The following is a 16,272-nucleotide window of genomic DNA, read 5'->3' on the forward strand; positions in this document are numbered from 1 at the left end:
GCAGATTGTCCCACGCGCCCATGACGCCACCCGTTTCAGGGCATGGCGCTGCCCCAGCCCAGGTAGGTGGTCACGCTGGGCAAATGCGCATCGAAATCGCTCAAGCCGTGGTCAGAGCCGGGAATCAGGCGCAGTTGGGCCACGGGGTAGCGGGCCACCATTTCGCGCCAGTCCAGCACCTCGTCGCCTTGGGCCACGATGGCCAGCACGTCGCTGGGGTCGGCCAAGGCCGCCGCCTTGCCTGCTGGCGTGCGGTTGGCGCCGCCGACATACAAATCGCGCAACTCATCCACAAAGTGGGCCTGGAAGAAAACTGTTTCTTCGGGCTGGTGCCATTGGGGGTGCAGCCCAATGTGGGCTGATAAATCGCGCGCGGGGTCGACCGCGGGGTTGAGCAGCACGGTTTTGCAGCCCCAGCAGGCCCCGACCCAGGTGGCATAAAAGCCGCCGAGGGAGGAGCCGACCACGGCCATTTGATCGCGGGGCCAGTCGCGCAGGCCTGCGGTGATGAGGGCCGCCGCCGCTTGGGGGGACGCGGGCAGCTGCGGGCACCACCAGGTCACGCTGGGTTGGTGCTGGTGCACCCAGGCGGCCATGCGCTGCGCTTTGGCAGACAGCGGTGAAGAGCGAAATCCATGCAAATAAAGCAAATGGGTGATGGCCATGCCCGATAATCGCACGCCATGCCCATCGTGATCGAAAAGCCCCACCTCTTGCGCCGCTTGGCGCATGTGTTTCGGGGTTATGACAGCCAATTGGCCTTGGCCGTGATGGCGCTGGCGCTGGCCGGCTTGATCACCATGTATTCCTCGGGTTTTGCCAATGGAACCCGCTTTTGGGATCATTTACGCAACCTGTCATTGGCGTTTGTGATCATGGTGCTGGTGGCCCAAATCCCGCCTCAGCGCTTGATGACCTTCGCGGTGCCGCTGTACACCTTGGGCGTGGCCTTGCTGATCGCCGTGGCCTTGTTTGGCCTGACTAAAAAAGGGGCGCGCCGCTGGCTGAACGTGGGCATCGTGATTCAGCCGAGCGAAATTCTCAAAATTGCCATGCCCTTGATGTTGGCCTGGTGGTTTCAAAAGCGCGAGGGGCAGTTGCGCTCCCTGGACTTTGCCGTAGCCACCGTGTTGTTGGTGGTGCCGGTGGGTTTGATCGCCAAGCAACCCGATCTGGGCACCTCGATTTTGGTGCTGGCGGCGGGCCTGTATGTGATTTTCTTCGCGGGCCTGCGCTGGATCTGGATTTTGCCGCCGGTGTTTTTGGGCTTGGTCGGGGTGGTGTTGCTGGTGTGGTTTGAGCCCACCTTGTGCGCCGAGGGCTTTCGCTGGCCCTTGCTGCGCGAGTACCAGCAGCAGCGCGTGTGCACCTTGCTGGACCCCGGGCGCGACCCGTTGGGCAAAGGATTTCACATCATCCAAGGCATGATTGCCATTGGTTCGGGCGGCATTTTTGGCAAGGGCTTCATGCAGGGCACGCAAACCCATTTGGACTTCATCCCCGAGCGCACGACTGACTTTATTTTTGCCGCCTATGGCGAAGAATTTGGCTTGTTTGGCAACTTACTGCTGATTGCCGGTTTTGTGATGTTGGTGTTGAGGGGGTTGGCCATCGCTTTGGAAGGGCCCACTTTGTTTGCGCGCTTGCTGGCCGGCAGTGTGACCCTGATTTTTTTCACTTATGCCTTTGTCAACATGGGCATGGTCAGTGGCATCTTGCCGGTGGTGGGTGTGCCCCTGCCATTCATCAGTTATGGCGGCACGGCCATGGTCACCCTGGGGCTGGGGGTGGGCATTTTGATGTCGATCGCGCGCTCCAAGCAGTTGGTGCAGTCGTGACGGCCGCCTGGCCCCCCGTCGCCATCGTCGGCGTGGGCAATATGGGCGGCGGCATGGCGCGTCGGTTGTTGGCCCAGGGCGTGGAGGTGCACGTGTGTGACATCGATGCCGACAAAACCCAAGCTTTGCAGGCCTTAGGAGCCCACGTTGCTGCCATTCCTGCCCAGTTGGGCGGCGTGGCCCATTTTTTGATTGTTTGTGTGGTCACCGCCGCACAGGTCCAAGAGGTGTTGTGGGGCGAGCAGGGCTTGGCCGCCCAGCTCCAGGCCGGCGACACGGTCATGCTGTGCCCCACCATCGCCCCCGACGACACAGAGGCCGTGGCCGAGCGCCTGGCCGGACAGGGTGTGGCCACCTTGGACGCGCCCATGTCGGGTGGCCCCGAGCGGGCAGCGCTGGGCACCATGAGCTTGATGGTGGCAGGAGCCGATGCGGTGTTTGAGCGCCACCAGGCACTGTTGAATGCATTGGCCAACCCCGTGTTTCGCATTTCGCAGCGCGTGGGCGACGGCGCCCGCACCAAGTTGGTCAACAACCTGCTCGCCGGTATCAACTTGGTGGGTGCCGCCGAGGCGCTGGCGCTGGCCGAGCGCATGGGGCTGGATGGGGGTCGCACTTTGCAGGTGATGGCCGCGTCCAGCGCCCAAAGCTGGATCGCCTCAGACCGCATGACCCGCGCCTTGGCTGGAGACTGGGCCCCGCGCGCCCACATGACTTTGCTGGAAAAGGACACCGGCTTGGCCCAGCAAATGGCTTTGAAAGCGGGCTATGTGGGCCCCTTGGGGCCTGGGGCGGCAGCGGTGTTTGCCCAGGCCAGCGCCGCTGGTTTGGCCGAACTGGACGACGCCGCCGTCTTGCGGCACCTGCGCGCCCAGGTTTGAGCGATCGCCGCACGGGCTTTAAAGCGGCGGCCAAGGTCATGTGAAAGCCCGCGCCGCCCAGGGCAGGGGCGCTCCTACAATCAAGCCATGATTTCACGCGAACCCACCCTCGAGCGATTGACCATCGCGCAAAACCTGCTCCTCACCCCATACGGTTTGGACGAATCCCACCTCACCCAAGCTTTGTCGGCCATCCGTGCCCACCAAGTGGATGACGCTGACCTGTACTTCCAGTACACCCGCTCCGAAGGCTGGAGTTTGGAAGAGGGCATTGTCAAAACCGGCTCGTTCAGCATCGACCAAGGTGTGGGGGTGCGGGCGGTGAGCGGCGAAAAAACCGCTTTTGCCTATTCGGACGATATTTCTCTGACCTCTTTGATGGACGCGGCGCACACGGTGCGCAGCATCGCCACTGCAGGTCGGCAGGCGCGCGCCAAGGTGCCGGCCAAACGGGTGGCGCACAGCCGCAGCCTGTACGGCGGACAAGACCCGATTGGCAGCTTGGACAGCGCGGCCAAGGTGGCCTTGCTCGAGCACACCGAACAACTGGCCCGTGCCCGCGACCCGCGCGTGGTGCAGGTGATGGCCGGTTTGGCCTGTGAGCACGATGTGGTGTTGGTGGCGCGTGCCGATGGCACCATGGCCGCCGATGTGCGCCCTTTGGTGCGCTTGTCGCTGAGCGTGATCGCCGAACAAAACGGGCGCCGCGAAACCGGCTCCGCTGGTGGCGGTGGCCGCTTTGGCTTGGCTTATTTTGACGAGGCCTTGATTGCCGCTTACGTGCAAGAAGCGGTGGACGCCGCCCTGACCAATTTGGAAGCGCGTGCCGCCCCTGCCGGCGAGATGACCGTGGTGCTTGGCCCAGGCTGGCCTGGGGTGTTGTTGCACGAAGCCATTGGCCACGGCTTGGAGGGCGACTTCAACCGCAAGGGCTCGAGCGCTTTCAGCGGCAAGATTGGCCAGCGCGTGGCCGCCAAGGGCGTCACGGTGCTGGATGACGGCACCATGGCCGATCGACGGGGTTCGCTCAATGTGGACGACGAAGGCCACCCGACCCAGCGCAATGTGTTGATCGAGGATGGTGTGTTGGTCGGTTACATCCAAGACACGCTCAATGCCCGCTTGATGGGCGTGGCCCCCACCGGCAACGGGCGCCGCGAAAGCTATGCCCACATTCCCATGCCGCGCATGACCAATACCTATATGTTGGCGGGTGACAAAGCCCCACAAGAAATCGTCGCCAGCATGAAAAAAGGCCTGTACGCCACCAACTTTGGCGGCGGCCAGGTGGACATCACATCGGGCAAGTTTGTGTTTTCCGCCAGCCAAGCCTACTGGGTGGAAAACGGGAAAATCCAATACCCGGTCAAGGGCGCGACCTTGGTTGGCAATGGGCCCGATGCCCTCACCCGCGTGACCATGATTGGCAACGACCTGGCCTTGGACAGTGGTGTGGGCACCTGCGGCAAAGAGGGCCAAAGCGTGCCCGTGGGCGTGGGTCAACCCACCTTGCGCATCGACGGTTTGACCGTGGGCGGCACCGCTTAATGGCAACCGAAAACCCTGTGCTACATTAATGCCCATGGTTTCAGTGCACTTTTATTTTGCTTATTTTTGCTTCTCACGCTTCATTGGCGGTCGAGAGGTTTAAACGCAAACAGCGCCTGAACCCCTGAACCCACCGCCGAATACCGGCGGTTTTTTTTTGCCTTTCAGACCTTTCACCACCGACCCGTTTTTGAAGGAAGCGAGCATGAAAACCCAACGCACTGAGGTGCCTTATGTGGCGCACGACGACCAAACCAGCCAAACCGATGACCAACGCATCAAGGACATCACCGTGTTGCCGCCCCCTGAACATTTGATCCGCTTCTTTCCCATCGCTGGCACGGCCGTTGAGAGCTTGATCGCCAAGACCCGCCAGCGCGTGCACAAAATCATGGCCGGCAAAGACGACCGCTTGCTGGTGGTGATGGGCCCTTGCTCCATCCACGACCCCGCCGCCGCCTTGGACTATGCGCGCCGCTTGAAGGTCGAGCGCGAGAAATACGCCGATACGCTGGAAATCGTGATGCGGGTGTATTTTGAAAAGCCCCGCACCACGGTGGGCTGGAAGGGTTTGATCAACGACCCCTACCTGGATGAGAGCTTTCGCATTGACGAAGGTTTGCGCATTGCGCGCCAGTTGCTGATTGAGATCAACCGCGCTGGCGTTCCCGCTGGCAGCGAATTTTTGGATGTGATTTCACCCCAGTACATTGGCGACCTGATCAGCTGGGGCGCGATTGGTGCTCGTACCACCGAAAGCCAGGTTCACCGTGAACTCGCCTCTGGTTTGTCTGCGCCGATTGGTTTCAAAAACGGGACCGACGGCAACATCAAAATTGCGACAGACGCCATCCAAGCCGCCGCACGGGGCCACCACTTTTTGTCGGTGCACAAAAACGGCCAAGTGGCGATTGTGCAAACCCAAGGCAACCCCGATTGCCACGTGATTTTGCGCGGCGGCAAAACCCCCAACTATGACGCTGCGAGCGTCGCTGCCGCCTGCAAAGAGTTGGAAGCCGCCAAATTGCCCGCCAGTTTGATGGTGGATTGCAGCCATGCCAACAGCAGCAAGCAGCACGAGCGCCAATTGGTGGTGGCCCAAGACATCGCCGACCAAATGGCCGGCGGTTCGCACAGCGTGTTTGGCGTGATGATCGAGAGCCACCTCAAAGCGGGTGCGCAAAAATTCACCCCTGGCAAAGACAAAGTGGAAGCCCTGACTTACGGCCAAAGCATCACCGACGCCTGTCTGGCATGGGACGACTCCTTGCAAGCGCTGGAGGTGCTTTCCAAAGGTGTCAAAGCGCGGCGCGGTAAGAAATAAAACACGCCGCCCCGGGCTTGGCTCTGGTCGCTTGTGGGCTTTCGGTTGGGGTGCGCGCGGGGCGCTTTGGGCGCGTCAAGACATGCCCATGAATCAGATATAAGTGCCTATAATGTACATTTCAAAAGTACATGAAGGGTATTTATGTCCATGTCCATTGCCCAATCTCGACAGCAGCTCTCCGCCCTGATTGCCGCGGCCCAACTGCAACCCCAAACCATCACCAACCGCAACAAACCAGTGGCGGTGCTGGTGTCGGCCGATTACTTCGCCAGAAGCGAGGTCGCAGCCAAACCGGTGGCCAAGACTTTTTACAGCCAGTGGCTGCAACTGCGAGAGGCCTGGGCGCCGCTGGACGACACCGGCCTGGGCACTGCCGACACCGAAGCGCGGCCTGCAGCCTGGCAACGCGAGAATGCTTTTGTGGCGCCCATCACAGGGCCACGCCCATGAGTGGGACCATCGTTTTGGCCGACACCAACGTCATCAGTGAGTTGGTGAAGAACAAGCCCGACACACAGGTGATGCGCTGGTTGCAGACGGTGCAACGGATGGCCATCTCAGCCATCACCCTGGAGGAAGCGCATTTTGGGCTGGCGTGGCAACCCAATGCCCGCAAGCTGGCGCTGTTCAACGCCTTGGTTGAGCGCCTGCACGAGGTATATGCCATCAGCCCGGCCATTGCGCAGCGCGGGGGTGCATTGCGCGGCCAATTTCAGGCGCAAGGCATCTCGCGCAGTGCCCCCGATATGCTGATTGCCGCCACCGCCATGGAGCACCAATTGGTGCTGGCCACGCGCAATGTGCGCGACTTCTTGGGCTGTGGCGTGCAAGTCATCAACCCGTTTGATGCCGCTTGAGCCGCAACTGTTGGATGCCAAATTGGGCCTGACAGCTGGGTCCCTGCTGACGTTTGCAGGCCAGGCCTGATTTCGCCATGCACGCATTTCCGAGTCGCTCGATCACCTGTGATTTGTGGCCGTGTCTTTTTGAAAGCCTGGGTTCACCGGTCGATCGGTGGCACCGGAGACTCAGCCCTGCAAAGCCTGCAGCAATTTGGCGTGAACCCCGCCAAAGCCGCCATTGCTCATGCACAGCACATGGTCGCCGGGGCGGGCAGCGGCTTTGACTTGGGCCACCAAGCTGTCGATGTCTGCAGCGATGTGAGCGCGGGCTCCCATGGGGGCCAAGGCCTCTGCGGCGTCCCAGTCCAAACCGGCGGTGTGACAAAACGCCAAGTCGGCTTGTTCCAAACTCCACGGCAGTTGCGACTTCATCGCACCCAGTTTCATGGTGTTGCTGCGCGGCTCGAACACCGCCAAGATGCGGGCCGTGCCCACTTGGCGACGCAGGCCATCGACCGTGGTGCGGATGGCGGTGGGGTGGTGGGCGAAGTCGTCATACACCGTGATGGCCTGCTCTCCCGCGCCCACGCGGCCGCGCACTTCCATGCGCCGGCGCACATTCTCAAACGATGACAAGGCTTGGCAGGCATCAGCCACGGCCACGCCCACATGGTCAGCGGCGATGACGGCGGCCAAGGCGTTCATTTGGTTGTGCACCCCGCCCAAAGCCCATTGCACCCGGCCCTTCACTGCGCCTTGGTGCAGCACCTCAAAGTCTGAGGGTTCGCCGCGCAGTTGCCATGCGGCATGGGGCGAAGCACCAAAACCCGCCACCTCGCTCCATTGACCCAGGCCCAACACCCGCTGCAAACTCTCTTGCTCGGCATTCACCACCAAGCGACCGCTGGCGGGCACGGTGCGCACCAGGTGGTGGAATTGGCGCTCAATGGCGGCCAGGTCGTGGAAGATGTCGGCGTGGTCAAACTCGAGGTTGTTGAGCACCGCGGTGCGGGGCCGGTAATGCACAAACTTGCTGCGTTTGTCGAAAAACGCGGTGTCGTACTCATCGGCTTCGATGACAAACAAGGGGCGGCTTTGACCCTTGGCCAAACTTCCCAAGTGGGCCGACACGCCAAAGTTCAAAGGCACGCCGCCGATCAAAAAACCGGGTGTCAGGCCTGCCTGCTCTAAAACCCAGCTCAGCATGGCGGTGGTGGTGGTTTTGCCGTGGGTACCGGCGATGGCCAGCACATGGCGACTTTGCCCAGGTGCATGCAGCACATGGTCGCTCAGCCACTGCGGGCCGCTGGTGTAGGGCAAGCCAGCTTCCAAGATGGCTTCCATCAGCGGGTAGCGCGGTGTGCCGTCGGGCAAGCGGGCGCGGGAAACCACATTGCCCACCACAAACATATCAGGCTTCAAGGCCAGTTGGTCGGCGCTATAGCCCTCGATCAACTCGATGCCCAAAGCGCGCAGTTGGTCGCTCATGGGGGGGTAGACGCCGCTGTCGCAGCCGGTGACGCGGTGGCCGGCTTCGCGGGCCAGGGCGGCCAAACCGCCCATGAAGGTGCCGCAGACACCTAATATATGGATGTGCATGGGCGCGGATTGTAGGAGCGGGGGCTTTGCAGCCCAGGCACAATCCGCCCCATGATGATGCGCATCCAAGATGAAATCGCCGCTGCTGCCGCCCGCTGGGTGGTGGAGGAGGGTTTGGAGTACGGGCCGGCCAAGAGCCGTGCCGCGCGCGAGTTGGGCGCTGGGCGGCGTTCGGCCTGGCCGGACAACGACCTGGTGGAGCAAGCGGTGCGGGAATACATCGCCGTGTTTTGTGCCGAAAGCCAAGCCCAGGAGTTGGCGGCTTTGCGCGCCCTGGCCTGCCAATGGATGGAGCGCTTGCAGGATTTCCGCCCCCATTTGGCCGGGGCGGTATGGCGTGGCACGGCGACCCGCTTGAATGACATTTACCTGCAATTGTTTTGCGATGACCCCAAATCAGCCGAATTGGCGCTGATTGACCAAGGCGTGCGGTTTCAGCCCAGTGCGGTCACCGGGTTTCAAGGCGAGGTGGTCGACGCCCTGAGCTTTTCATGCCTTTGCCCCGGTCTGGGCGAAGAGGTAGGCATCCATTTGATGGTGCACGACCACGATGATTTGCGCGGCGCCTTGCAACCCGACCGCCAAGGTCGACGAGCGCGCGGAGATTTGAAGGCATTGCTGGCTTTGCTCCAAGCCCCTGAGGGGGTTTCGCTATGACAAACCGTCCCCATTCATCCGACGCCGATACACCGCCGCCCTCGCGGCGTGGCCTGCTGTGGGGTGTGGCTGCCGCCGCCGCCCTGGCGGGTCTGGGTTTGGCCGCATGGCGCGGCGGGCTTTTTGCACGGTCTGCAGTGCCGCTGGCACCCGGCTGGTGGGACACGCAGTGGGACAGCGCCCAAGGTGAGCAGTTGCTGCTGTCAAGCTTCAAAGGCAGACCCTTGGTGATCAACTTTTGGGCCACTTGGTGTGCCCCGTGTGTGGAGGAAATGCCTTTATTGGATGCCTTCTACCGCGAAAACAAGGGTAAAAATTGGCAAATGATCGGCATCGCGATTGACCAGCCTTCCTCGGTGCGACGCTTTTTGACCCAGTACCCAGTGTCATACCCCATCGCTTTGGGCGGCCTGCAGGGCACCGAATGGGGTAAGGCACTGGGCAATACCCAGGGCGGCTTGCCCTTTACTGTGGTGTTGAATGCCAATGGCGACATGATCGGTCAATATTTGGGTAAATTAAAAGAAGATCAAATCAAATCGTGGGCTTCCTTGACCGCTTGAGGCAGGTTTTTGGGGAACATGCATGTTTTTGGTGTAAATTCGGCCCTCTTGCATTCAAGGGTGGGATTTGATTATGGATTTGAGAAAACTTAAGACCCTCATTGACTTGGTCTCCGAGTCCAATGTGTCTGAGTTGGAAATCACCGAGGCAGAGGGCACGGTGCGCATTGTCAAGGCGGTCAACAACCCGGTGGTGATGGCCCCCGTCGCGGCCCCTGTGGCCATGGTGGCCGCATCAGCCCCCGCCGCTGCAGCCCCAGTGGCACCCCCTGCGCCAGAGGCCCCGCCCGAAGTGCTGGGCCATGTGGCCAAGTCCCCCATGGTGGGCACTTTTTACCGTGCCTCCAGCCCAGGGGCCAAGTCGTTTGTCGAGGTCGGGTCGGTGGTCAAAGAGGGCGATGCCATTTGCATCATTGAAGCGATGAAGATCCTCAATGAGATCGAGGCCGATGCCAGCGGCACCATCACCCAAATTTTGGTGGACAACGGCCAGGCGGTGGAGTTTGGTCAGCCCATGTTTGTGATCGCCTAAGCCCTAGCCCATGTTCAAGAAAATCCTCATCGCCAACCGGGGCGAGATTGCCCTGCGCATCCAACGCGCTTGCCGCGAAATGGGCATTCAAGCCGTGGTGGTGTATTCCGAAGCCGACCGCGAGGCCAAATACGTCAAGCTGGCCGAAGAGGCGGTGTGCATTGGCCCAGCGGCCTCGGCCCAAAGTTATTTGCACATGCCGGCCATCATTTCGGCCGCCGAGGTGACCGACGCCGAGGCGATTCACCCAGGCTATGGCTTTTTGAGCGAAAACGCCGACTTCGCCGAACGGGTGGAGAAGAGCGGTTTCAAATTCATTGGCCCCAGCCCCGAGTCGATTCGCATGATGGGCGACAAGGTGTCGGCCAAGCAGGCCATGATCAAGGCCGGTGTGCCCTGCGTGCCAGGATCAGAAGGCGAGTTGCCCGATGACCCGGTGCAAGTGCGGCGCATCGCCAAAAGCGTGGGTTATCCGGTCATCATCAAGGCCGCCGGTGGCGGCGGTGGCCGGGGTATGCGCGTGGTGCACACCGAAGCAGCGCTCATTCACGCGGTGCAAACCACCAAGGCCGAGGCCGGTGCCGCATTTGGCAACCCAGCGGTTTATATGGAGAAGTTTCTTCAAAACCCGCGCCACATTGAAATCCAGGTGATGGCCGATCAGTTCAAGAACGCGGTGTACCTGGGCGAGCGCGATTGCTCGATGCAGCGGCGCCATCAGAAAATCATCGAAGAGGGACCTGCGCCCGGCATTCCGCGCAAGCTCATTGACAAAATTGGCGAGCGTTGTGCCGCTGCTTGCAAGCGCATGGGCTACCGGGGCGCTGGCACCTTTGAGTTTTTGTATGAAAACGGCGAGTTTTATTTCATCGAGATGAACACCCGGGTGCAGGTGGAGCACCCCGTCACTGAGTTGATCACCGGGGTGGACATTGTGAAAACCCAAATCATGGTGGCTGCTGGGGAAAGGTTGCCGTTTACCCAGCGCCAGATCACGGTCAAAGGCCATGCCATTGAGTGCCGCATCAATGCCGAAGACCCGTTTAATTTTGTGCCCTCACCGGGGCGCATCACCATGTGGCACGCACCGGGCGGTCCGGGGGTGCGGGTGGACTCGCATGTGTACACCAATTATTTTGTGCCACCGAACTACGACTCCATGGTGGGCAAAATCATTGTGTATGGCGACACCCGCGATCAGGCGATCGCACGCATGCGCACTGCACTGTCCGAGACCTTGGTTGAGGGCATCTCCACCAACATTCCCCTGCACCGCGAGTTGATGGTGGATGCCAAGTTCATGTCCGGTGGCACCAACATCCATTACTTGGAAGCGTGGATCGCTGCGCGCAAACGCTGATGCATGAACTGCGCTTGCTCGCGCCGCAAGACCGCGTGGAGTGGTTGAGCGAGGCTTTGGAAGCTTTGGATGCGCTCAGCGTTTCGGTGCAAGACGCCGATGCGCACAGCGACAGCGAGTCCCCCTTGTTTGGCGAGCCGGGTATGCCTCCACCCCAGCCGGGTTGGGACCGCTCACAGGTGACAGCCTTGTTTGCCGACCTCGAACAAGCCCAAGCGGCTGCCGACTTGTTGCGTTTGCAAACCCCATTTGATGCTTGCCAGGTGCTCGACATTGAAGCGGTGGCCGAACAAGACTGGGTGCGTTTGACCCAGTCGCAGTTTGCGCCGGTGGAAATCACCCCTGATTTTTGGATTGTGCCGACCTGGCATGAGCCCCCCGCCCAAGCGCAGCGGGTGTTGCGCCTGGACCCCGGCTTGGCCTTTGGGACCGGCACACACCCCACCACGCGCATGTGCTTGCGCTGGTTGGCCCAACACGATGTCCGCGGCGCGTCGGTGCTGGACTACGGTTGTGGCTCGGGCATATTGGCCATGGGGGCGGCTTTGTATGGCGCTGCTCGGGTGGATGCGGTGGACATCGACCCCGATGCGGTGCAGGCCACCGTGCGCAATGCCCAAGCCAATGGGGTGGTGCTGCAAGCGGGCTTGCCAGACCAGGTGCAAGGCCCGTACCGATGTGTCTTGGCCAATATCCTGGCCTCGCCTTTGCAAGTGCTGGCGCCCTTGTTGTGTGGTTTGGTGCAAAGCGGCGGGCACTTGGTATTGGCTGGAATCTTGGAGCGTCAGGTGGCCTTGTTGCAACAAGCCTATGCGCCCTGGTGTGCTTTGGCGGTGCATGACAGCGAAGACGGATGGGCCTTGATGACTGCTCGCTTCGATTGAGCCGGTGCTGAGCCCCTGCTGTTGCTGCACCTCGTGGCAGCACACAACGCCACCTACAATGCGGCCATCATGACCTTGGCTGTGCAGTGCCCCCAATGCCTAACCGCTTTCAAGGTGGTGCAAGACCAACTCAAGCTGGCGCACGGTTGGGTCAGGTGCGGTCGATGCGAACAAATTTTTGATGCCCGCTCCCACTGGTTGACCTTGGATGACAGCGACGCGGCCATGAACGCGGACCTCGCGGAGCCTGTTGCAGCGGCACCACCCATTTCAGCCCAGCCTGTGCCCATTCGGGCTGACGTCAACCTGGAACCAACACCTCTTGCGGATGCCTCGCACAGCCACGCATCGCGGGACTCCATCGACCTCACGGAAGAGGTCTTGACCGCCCATGTGTTGCACCGCTCGCCGACGCGGCCGCGCCGGGTGTGGCATGTGTTGAACCTGACGCTGGGTTTGGCACTGCTCGCCCAATGTGCCTGGTGGGCCAAAAGTCCGCTGTTGGCCCCATGGCCGGCTGTTCACGAATGGGCCCAATCCCAGTGCGCCCAGTGGCACTGCCAAATGGATTGGCCCCAGGGCCTGGGCTCGGTGATGATTGAGCGCGCCCATTTTGAGCCCGACGGGGATGGCCACCACCGCTTGCAAATTCAGTTGTCCAACCGCGCCAGCCATCCGGTGGCCACACCGTGGGTGGACCTCTCACTCACCGACGGCGACGATTCGGTGGTGATTCGCCGAGCGCTGGCGCCAGAAGAGATGGGCTTGCCCCGCCATTTGAACCCTGGTGCCGACGCCGTCTCCAGCGTGCACTGGCGTGTGGACTCCGATGTGGAAGACCGGCTGAGCGGCTATCGGGCAGAGATTTTTTACCCTTGAAGAAAGAGAAAACATGGCTTCGTTGATTTGTGGATCCTTGGCTTTTGACACCATCATGGATTTTGAAGGGCGCTTTGCCGAGCAAATCTTGCCCGACCAATTGCACATTTTGAATGTGTCTTTTTTGGTGCCGGCTTTGCGCCGTGACTTTGGCGGCTGCGCGGGCAACATCGCTTACAGCTTGCATCAACTCGGTGGCCAGGCTTACCCGGTGGCGGCTTTGGGCAACGACGGCGGCCCCTACGTCGAGCGCTTGCAAAGCCTGGGCATTGACACCCGTTGGGTGCGCACCATGCCCGGTACCTATACCGCGCAGGCGATGATCATGACCGACCGCGACAACAACCAAATCACCGCCTTTCACCCGGGTGCGATGGGTTTGGCCCACCAAATCCAAGTCGGTGCGGTCGAAGGCGTGCGCTTGGGCATCATCTCCCCCGATGGGCGCGACGCCATGCTGCAGCATGCGCAACAGTTCAAAGCGGCGGGCATCCCTTTTGTGTTTGACCCAGGTCAGGGTTTGCCGATGTTCAACGGAGAAGAGTTGACCCGATTCATTCAAGACGCCGATTGGGTCACCGTCAACGACTACGAAGGCAAGATGCTCAGCGACCGCACCGGTTTGAGCCATGCGGACATATCGCGCCAAGTGCGTGGCTTGGTGGTGACCTTGGGCGCACACGGTTGCGAAGTGTGGGAGGGTGGCCAAAAAACCGTCGTCGCCCCGGTCAAGGCCCAAGCGGTGGTCGACCCCACCGGCTGTGGCGATGCTTGGCGCGGGGCATTGCTGTTTGGCTTGGAACAAGGCTGGCCGCTCACACGTTGCGCCGCACTGGGAAACCATGTGGGCGCCTTGAAGATTGCCCAGCGTGGCCCGCAAAACTATCAAATCCCCGCGGGCTTGGTGGCGTCGATCTTGCCCTGATCAAAGCAATAAAGCCGCCCATTGCGCGTTGGCTGCGGCTGCCGCGCCAATGCACAAGCGTTTGCGCCGGGCGTTTTGCCCGCGCACCCATTGAATGTGCCCTTTGGCAATGCCCAGGCTGGAGGCCAACCATGCCACCAAGGCTGTGTTGGCCTGGCCCTCAACGGGACGCGCATGCAGACGCACCTTCAGTGCGCCATCAAACAATCCTTCGCTGTGGGTGCGTGCCGCATGTGGCACCACATGGACATCGATGTGGCAATCGCCATTGGCTTGCCATTGCAGAAAAGGCCATGTGGGGCGCGAACTCATCGGTGATGGGTGTGGGCAAATAAAAAGCCCGATGCTTTTGGGCACCGGGCTTGAGCAGCGGCGAACCGCTGGCCAGATCTTTGCAGATCAGGGCTTATGTGCCGTCGGAAACGGCCAAGCGGCTTGCGGGTTCAGAGTGGTCTGAGCCGCAGGTGCCGCAGGGGCTGGCGCCGCTTTGGCAGCAGGCTTTTTCGCGGCTTTCTTCGCTGCCGGCTTTTTGGCAGCTTTTTTAGCAGCAGGCTTTTTCGCGGCCGGCTTTTTCTTGGCGACGGCTTTTTTAGCGGCCTTCTTGACAGCCTTTTTGGCAGCAGGTTTCTTGGCTGCTACTTTCTTGGCCGCTGGCTTTTTGGCTGCGGCTTTTTTAGCGGCGGGCTTTTTCGCGATGGGCTTTTTAGCGGCGGGCTTTTTGGCTGCCGCTTTCTTGGCCACAGGCTTCTTCGCTGCTACCTTTTTAGCAACCGGCTTTTTAGCGGCCGGTTTCTTCTTGGCGGCGGGCTTCTTCGCTGCTACTTTCTTTGCTGCCGGCTTTTTGGCTGCGGCTTTCTTTGCGGGGGCCTTGGTTTTTGTGGCCGATTTTTTTGCAGTTGCCATATAGTTCTCCTAGATCAAGTGAACAGATCGTTGGGTGGAAAACACTTTGTGCGCCTTTGGGGGCACACCAAGCGATCCATGGCGTTGGACCCGGGTCCAGCGCCATGAACTCGAAACGCAAATTCTCTGCAACCCAGCGGGCTTTTTGTGCAGAGAGATTTGCAAATGGGGTACATGTGTTGCGGCAAGTGGCTCAGTCCCAAGACAGGGCACCACCCGATTGGTATTCAATGACACGCGTCTCAAAGAAATTGCGCTCTTTCTTGAGGTCAATCATCTCGCTCATCCAGGGGAATGGGTTTTCCTCATGCGGGAACAGCGGCTCCAGGCCAATTTGGGTGGCCCTGCGGTTGGCGATGTAGCGCAAATACCCTTTGAACATGGACGCATTCATGCCCAGCACGCCGCGCGGCATGGTGTCTTCGGCGTAGCGGTATTCCAATTCAACGGCTTTGTGGAACAAGGCCTTGATCTCTTCCTTGAACTCATTGGTCCACAGGTGGGGGTTTTCCAGCTTCAGCTGATTGATCAAGTCAATGCCAAAGTTGCAATGCATGGACTCGTCGCGCAGGATGTATTGGTACTGCTCGGCAGCACCGGTCATTTTGTTTTGGCGACCCAGGGCCAAAATTTGGGTGAAGCCCACATAGAAGAACAAGCCCTCCATCAGGCAAGCAAACACGATCAAGCTTTTGAGCAGGGTTTGATCGGTCTCAGGGGTTCCGGTGTGGAAGTTCGGATCCATGATCGCTTCGATGAAGGGGATCAGGAACTGGTCTTTGTCGCGAATGGATTGGACTTCGTTGTAGGCGTTGAAGATTTCGCTTTCATCCAGACCCAAAGATTCCACAATGTACTGGTACGCATGGGTGTGGATGGCTTCTTCAAAGGCTTGGCGCAGCAAAAACTGTCGGCACTCTGGGGCCGTGATGTGGCGGTAGGTGCCCAACACAATGTTGTTGGCAGCCAGTGAGTCAGCGGTGACAAAAAAGCCCAGGTTGCGTTTGACAATGCGCCGCTCGTCTTCGGTCAGCCCGTTGGGGTCTTTCCACAAAGCGATGTCACGGGTCATGTTGACCTCTTGGGGCATCCAGTGGTTGGCGCAGGTGGCGAGGTATTTTTCCCAGGCCCATTTGTATTTGAAGGGCACCAACTGGTTCACATCGGTCTGACCGTTGATGATGCGCTTGTCAGCAGCCACCACGCGGCGGGCCGGGGCACTCACTTTGGGTGTGCTGGCAACAGCGACCGGTACCGGTGCGCCATCATTCAGGTGGGTCGGAGCGGCCTGCGCACCGTGCAAACCAGAATGGTTCAGGGGTGGGATGTCCATTGAGCGGGCAGAGAGGCCGCTGGCAAGAGGCGATGGCGCTGAGGGCTTGACTTCTTCGTCCCAGGTCAACATAGGAGGATTTCCATTCGGTTAATTATGCGTTCAGTTGCTAAAAAAGGGAAGCACTCGTTCACTTCGTTCGTGAAAGGTGTTGTTCAATTGCATCGAAGCACGTTGTCGCGCTTCGATGCCATGCGTGAA

The 16,272-nt window shown here is 60.3% G+C and carries 18 protein-coding genes; 13 read left to right on the forward strand and 5 right to left on the reverse strand.

Translation table 11 applies throughout. The annotated features are described in order from the left end of the window. Positions 1–35 precede the first annotated feature (35 nt). A complete protein-coding gene (locus AC8GFZ_RS00610; RefSeq protein WP_506641295.1) occupies positions 36–665 on the reverse strand; it encodes a YqiA/YcfP family alpha/beta fold hydrolase in 630 nt (209 codons plus the stop codon). A gap of 18 nt (positions 666–683) precedes the next feature. Between AC8GFZ_RS00610 and rodA the strand changes: the two genes are divergently transcribed. From rodA to AC8GFZ_RS00640, 6 genes are all read left to right on the forward strand, one after another. Then, complete coding sequence (rodA, locus tag AC8GFZ_RS00615; RefSeq protein ID WP_506641297.1) at positions 684–1,838, forward strand: rod shape-determining protein RodA; 1,155 nt, start codon at positions 684–686, stop codon at positions 1,836–1,838. Then, positions 1,835–2,719: an NAD(P)-dependent oxidoreductase gene (locus AC8GFZ_RS00620; protein WP_506641299.1), complete on the forward strand. Its 885-nt coding sequence runs from the start codon at positions 1,835–1,837 to the stop codon at positions 2,717–2,719. The genes rodA and AC8GFZ_RS00620 overlap by 4 nt, the downstream gene beginning before the upstream one ends. An 87-nt stretch (positions 2,720–2,806) precedes the next feature. Continuing rightward, positions 2,807–4,267 (forward strand): metalloprotease TldD, encoded by a 1,461-nt coding sequence (gene tldD, locus AC8GFZ_RS00625; RefSeq protein WP_506641301.1) that lies wholly within the window; start codon positions 2,807–2,809, stop codon positions 4,265–4,267. Positions 4,268–4,472: 205 nt separating this feature from the next. Next, complete coding sequence (locus AC8GFZ_RS00630) at positions 4,473–5,591, forward strand: 3-deoxy-7-phosphoheptulonate synthase (protein ID WP_506641303.1); 1,119 nt, start codon at positions 4,473–4,475, stop codon at positions 5,589–5,591. Positions 5,592–5,735: 144 nt separating this feature from the next. Beyond that, on the forward strand, positions 5,736–6,044 hold the full coding sequence (locus AC8GFZ_RS00635; protein WP_506641305.1) for a type II toxin-antitoxin system Phd/YefM family antitoxin: 309 nt from the start codon (positions 5,736–5,738) through the stop codon (positions 6,042–6,044). Next, positions 6,041–6,451, forward strand: a complete 411-nt coding sequence (locus tag AC8GFZ_RS00640) for a type II toxin-antitoxin system VapC family toxin (RefSeq protein ID WP_506641307.1) — start codon at positions 6,041–6,043, stop codon at positions 6,449–6,451. The genes AC8GFZ_RS00635 and AC8GFZ_RS00640 overlap by 4 nt, the downstream gene beginning before the upstream one ends. 171 nt (positions 6,452–6,622) lie before the next feature. Here the strand turns inward: AC8GFZ_RS00640 and mpl are convergent, their stop codons facing one another. Next, positions 6,623–8,035, reverse strand: coding sequence for a UDP-N-acetylmuramate:L-alanyl-gamma-D-glutamyl-meso-diaminopimelate ligase (mpl, locus tag AC8GFZ_RS00645; RefSeq protein ID WP_506641309.1), 1,413 nt, complete (start codon positions 8,033–8,035; stop codon positions 6,623–6,625). Positions 8,036–8,086: 51 nt separating this feature from the next. Between mpl and AC8GFZ_RS00650 the strand changes: the two genes are divergently transcribed. The 7 genes from AC8GFZ_RS00650 to AC8GFZ_RS00680 all read left to right on the forward strand — a co-directional run bounded on the left by AC8GFZ_RS00650 (position 8,087) and on the right by AC8GFZ_RS00680 (position 13,835). Further along, complete coding sequence (locus AC8GFZ_RS00650; RefSeq protein ID WP_506641311.1) at positions 8,087–8,692, forward strand: hypothetical protein; 606 nt, start codon at positions 8,087–8,089, stop codon at positions 8,690–8,692. After that, positions 8,689–9,255 (forward strand): TlpA disulfide reductase family protein, encoded by a 567-nt coding sequence (locus AC8GFZ_RS00655; protein WP_506641313.1) that lies wholly within the window; start codon positions 8,689–8,691, stop codon positions 9,253–9,255. The genes AC8GFZ_RS00650 and AC8GFZ_RS00655 overlap by 4 nt, the downstream gene beginning before the upstream one ends. Positions 9,256–9,328: 73 nt before the next feature. Further along, on the forward strand, positions 9,329–9,787 hold the full coding sequence (accB, locus tag AC8GFZ_RS00660) for an acetyl-CoA carboxylase biotin carboxyl carrier protein (protein ID WP_506641315.1): 459 nt from the start codon (positions 9,329–9,331) through the stop codon (positions 9,785–9,787). Between the two features lie 10 nt (positions 9,788–9,797). Further along, complete coding sequence (gene accC, locus AC8GFZ_RS00665) at positions 9,798–11,147, forward strand: acetyl-CoA carboxylase biotin carboxylase subunit (RefSeq protein ID WP_506641317.1); 1,350 nt, start codon at positions 9,798–9,800, stop codon at positions 11,145–11,147. Beyond that, positions 11,147–12,031 carry a 50S ribosomal protein L11 methyltransferase gene (prmA, locus tag AC8GFZ_RS00670; protein ID WP_506641319.1) on the forward strand — a complete coding sequence of 295 codons (885 nt, stop codon included), beginning with the start codon at positions 11,147–11,149 and terminating at the stop codon, positions 12,029–12,031. The genes accC and prmA overlap by 1 nt, the downstream gene beginning before the upstream one ends. A 33-nt stretch (positions 12,032–12,064) precedes the next feature. Then, positions 12,065–12,910, forward strand: a complete 846-nt coding sequence (locus tag AC8GFZ_RS00675; protein ID WP_506641321.1) for a zinc-ribbon and DUF3426 domain-containing protein — start codon at positions 12,065–12,067, stop codon at positions 12,908–12,910. A 13-nt stretch (positions 12,911–12,923) separates the two neighbouring features. Next, entirely contained in the window at positions 12,924–13,835 is a 912-nt protein-coding gene (locus tag AC8GFZ_RS00680; protein WP_506641323.1) for a carbohydrate kinase family protein, read from the forward strand. On the opposite strand, the gene AC8GFZ_RS00685 is transcribed toward AC8GFZ_RS00680, so the two are convergent. The 3 genes from AC8GFZ_RS00685 to AC8GFZ_RS00695 form a co-directional block, all read right to left on the reverse strand. Continuing rightward, entirely contained in the window at positions 13,836–14,147 is a 312-nt protein-coding gene (locus tag AC8GFZ_RS00685; protein WP_506641325.1) for a DUF167 domain-containing protein, read from the reverse strand. A gap of 87 nt (positions 14,148–14,234) precedes the next feature. Continuing rightward, complete coding sequence (locus AC8GFZ_RS00690; protein WP_506641327.1) at positions 14,235–14,738, reverse strand: histone H1-like DNA-binding protein; 504 nt, start codon at positions 14,736–14,738, stop codon at positions 14,235–14,237. 193 nt (positions 14,739–14,931) lie between these two features. Beyond that, positions 14,932–16,143 carry a ribonucleotide-diphosphate reductase subunit beta gene (locus tag AC8GFZ_RS00695; RefSeq protein WP_506641329.1) on the reverse strand — a complete coding sequence of 404 codons (1,212 nt, stop codon included), beginning with the start codon at positions 16,141–16,143 and terminating at the stop codon, positions 14,932–14,934. Between the last annotated feature and the right edge of the window lie 129 nt (positions 16,144–16,272).

Source organism: Limnohabitans rimovensis (SeqCode), from assembly GCF_965234775.1.
In the GTDB taxonomy this organism is placed as follows: domain Bacteria; phylum Pseudomonadota; class Gammaproteobacteria; order Burkholderiales; family Burkholderiaceae_C; genus Limnohabitans; species Limnohabitans rimovensis.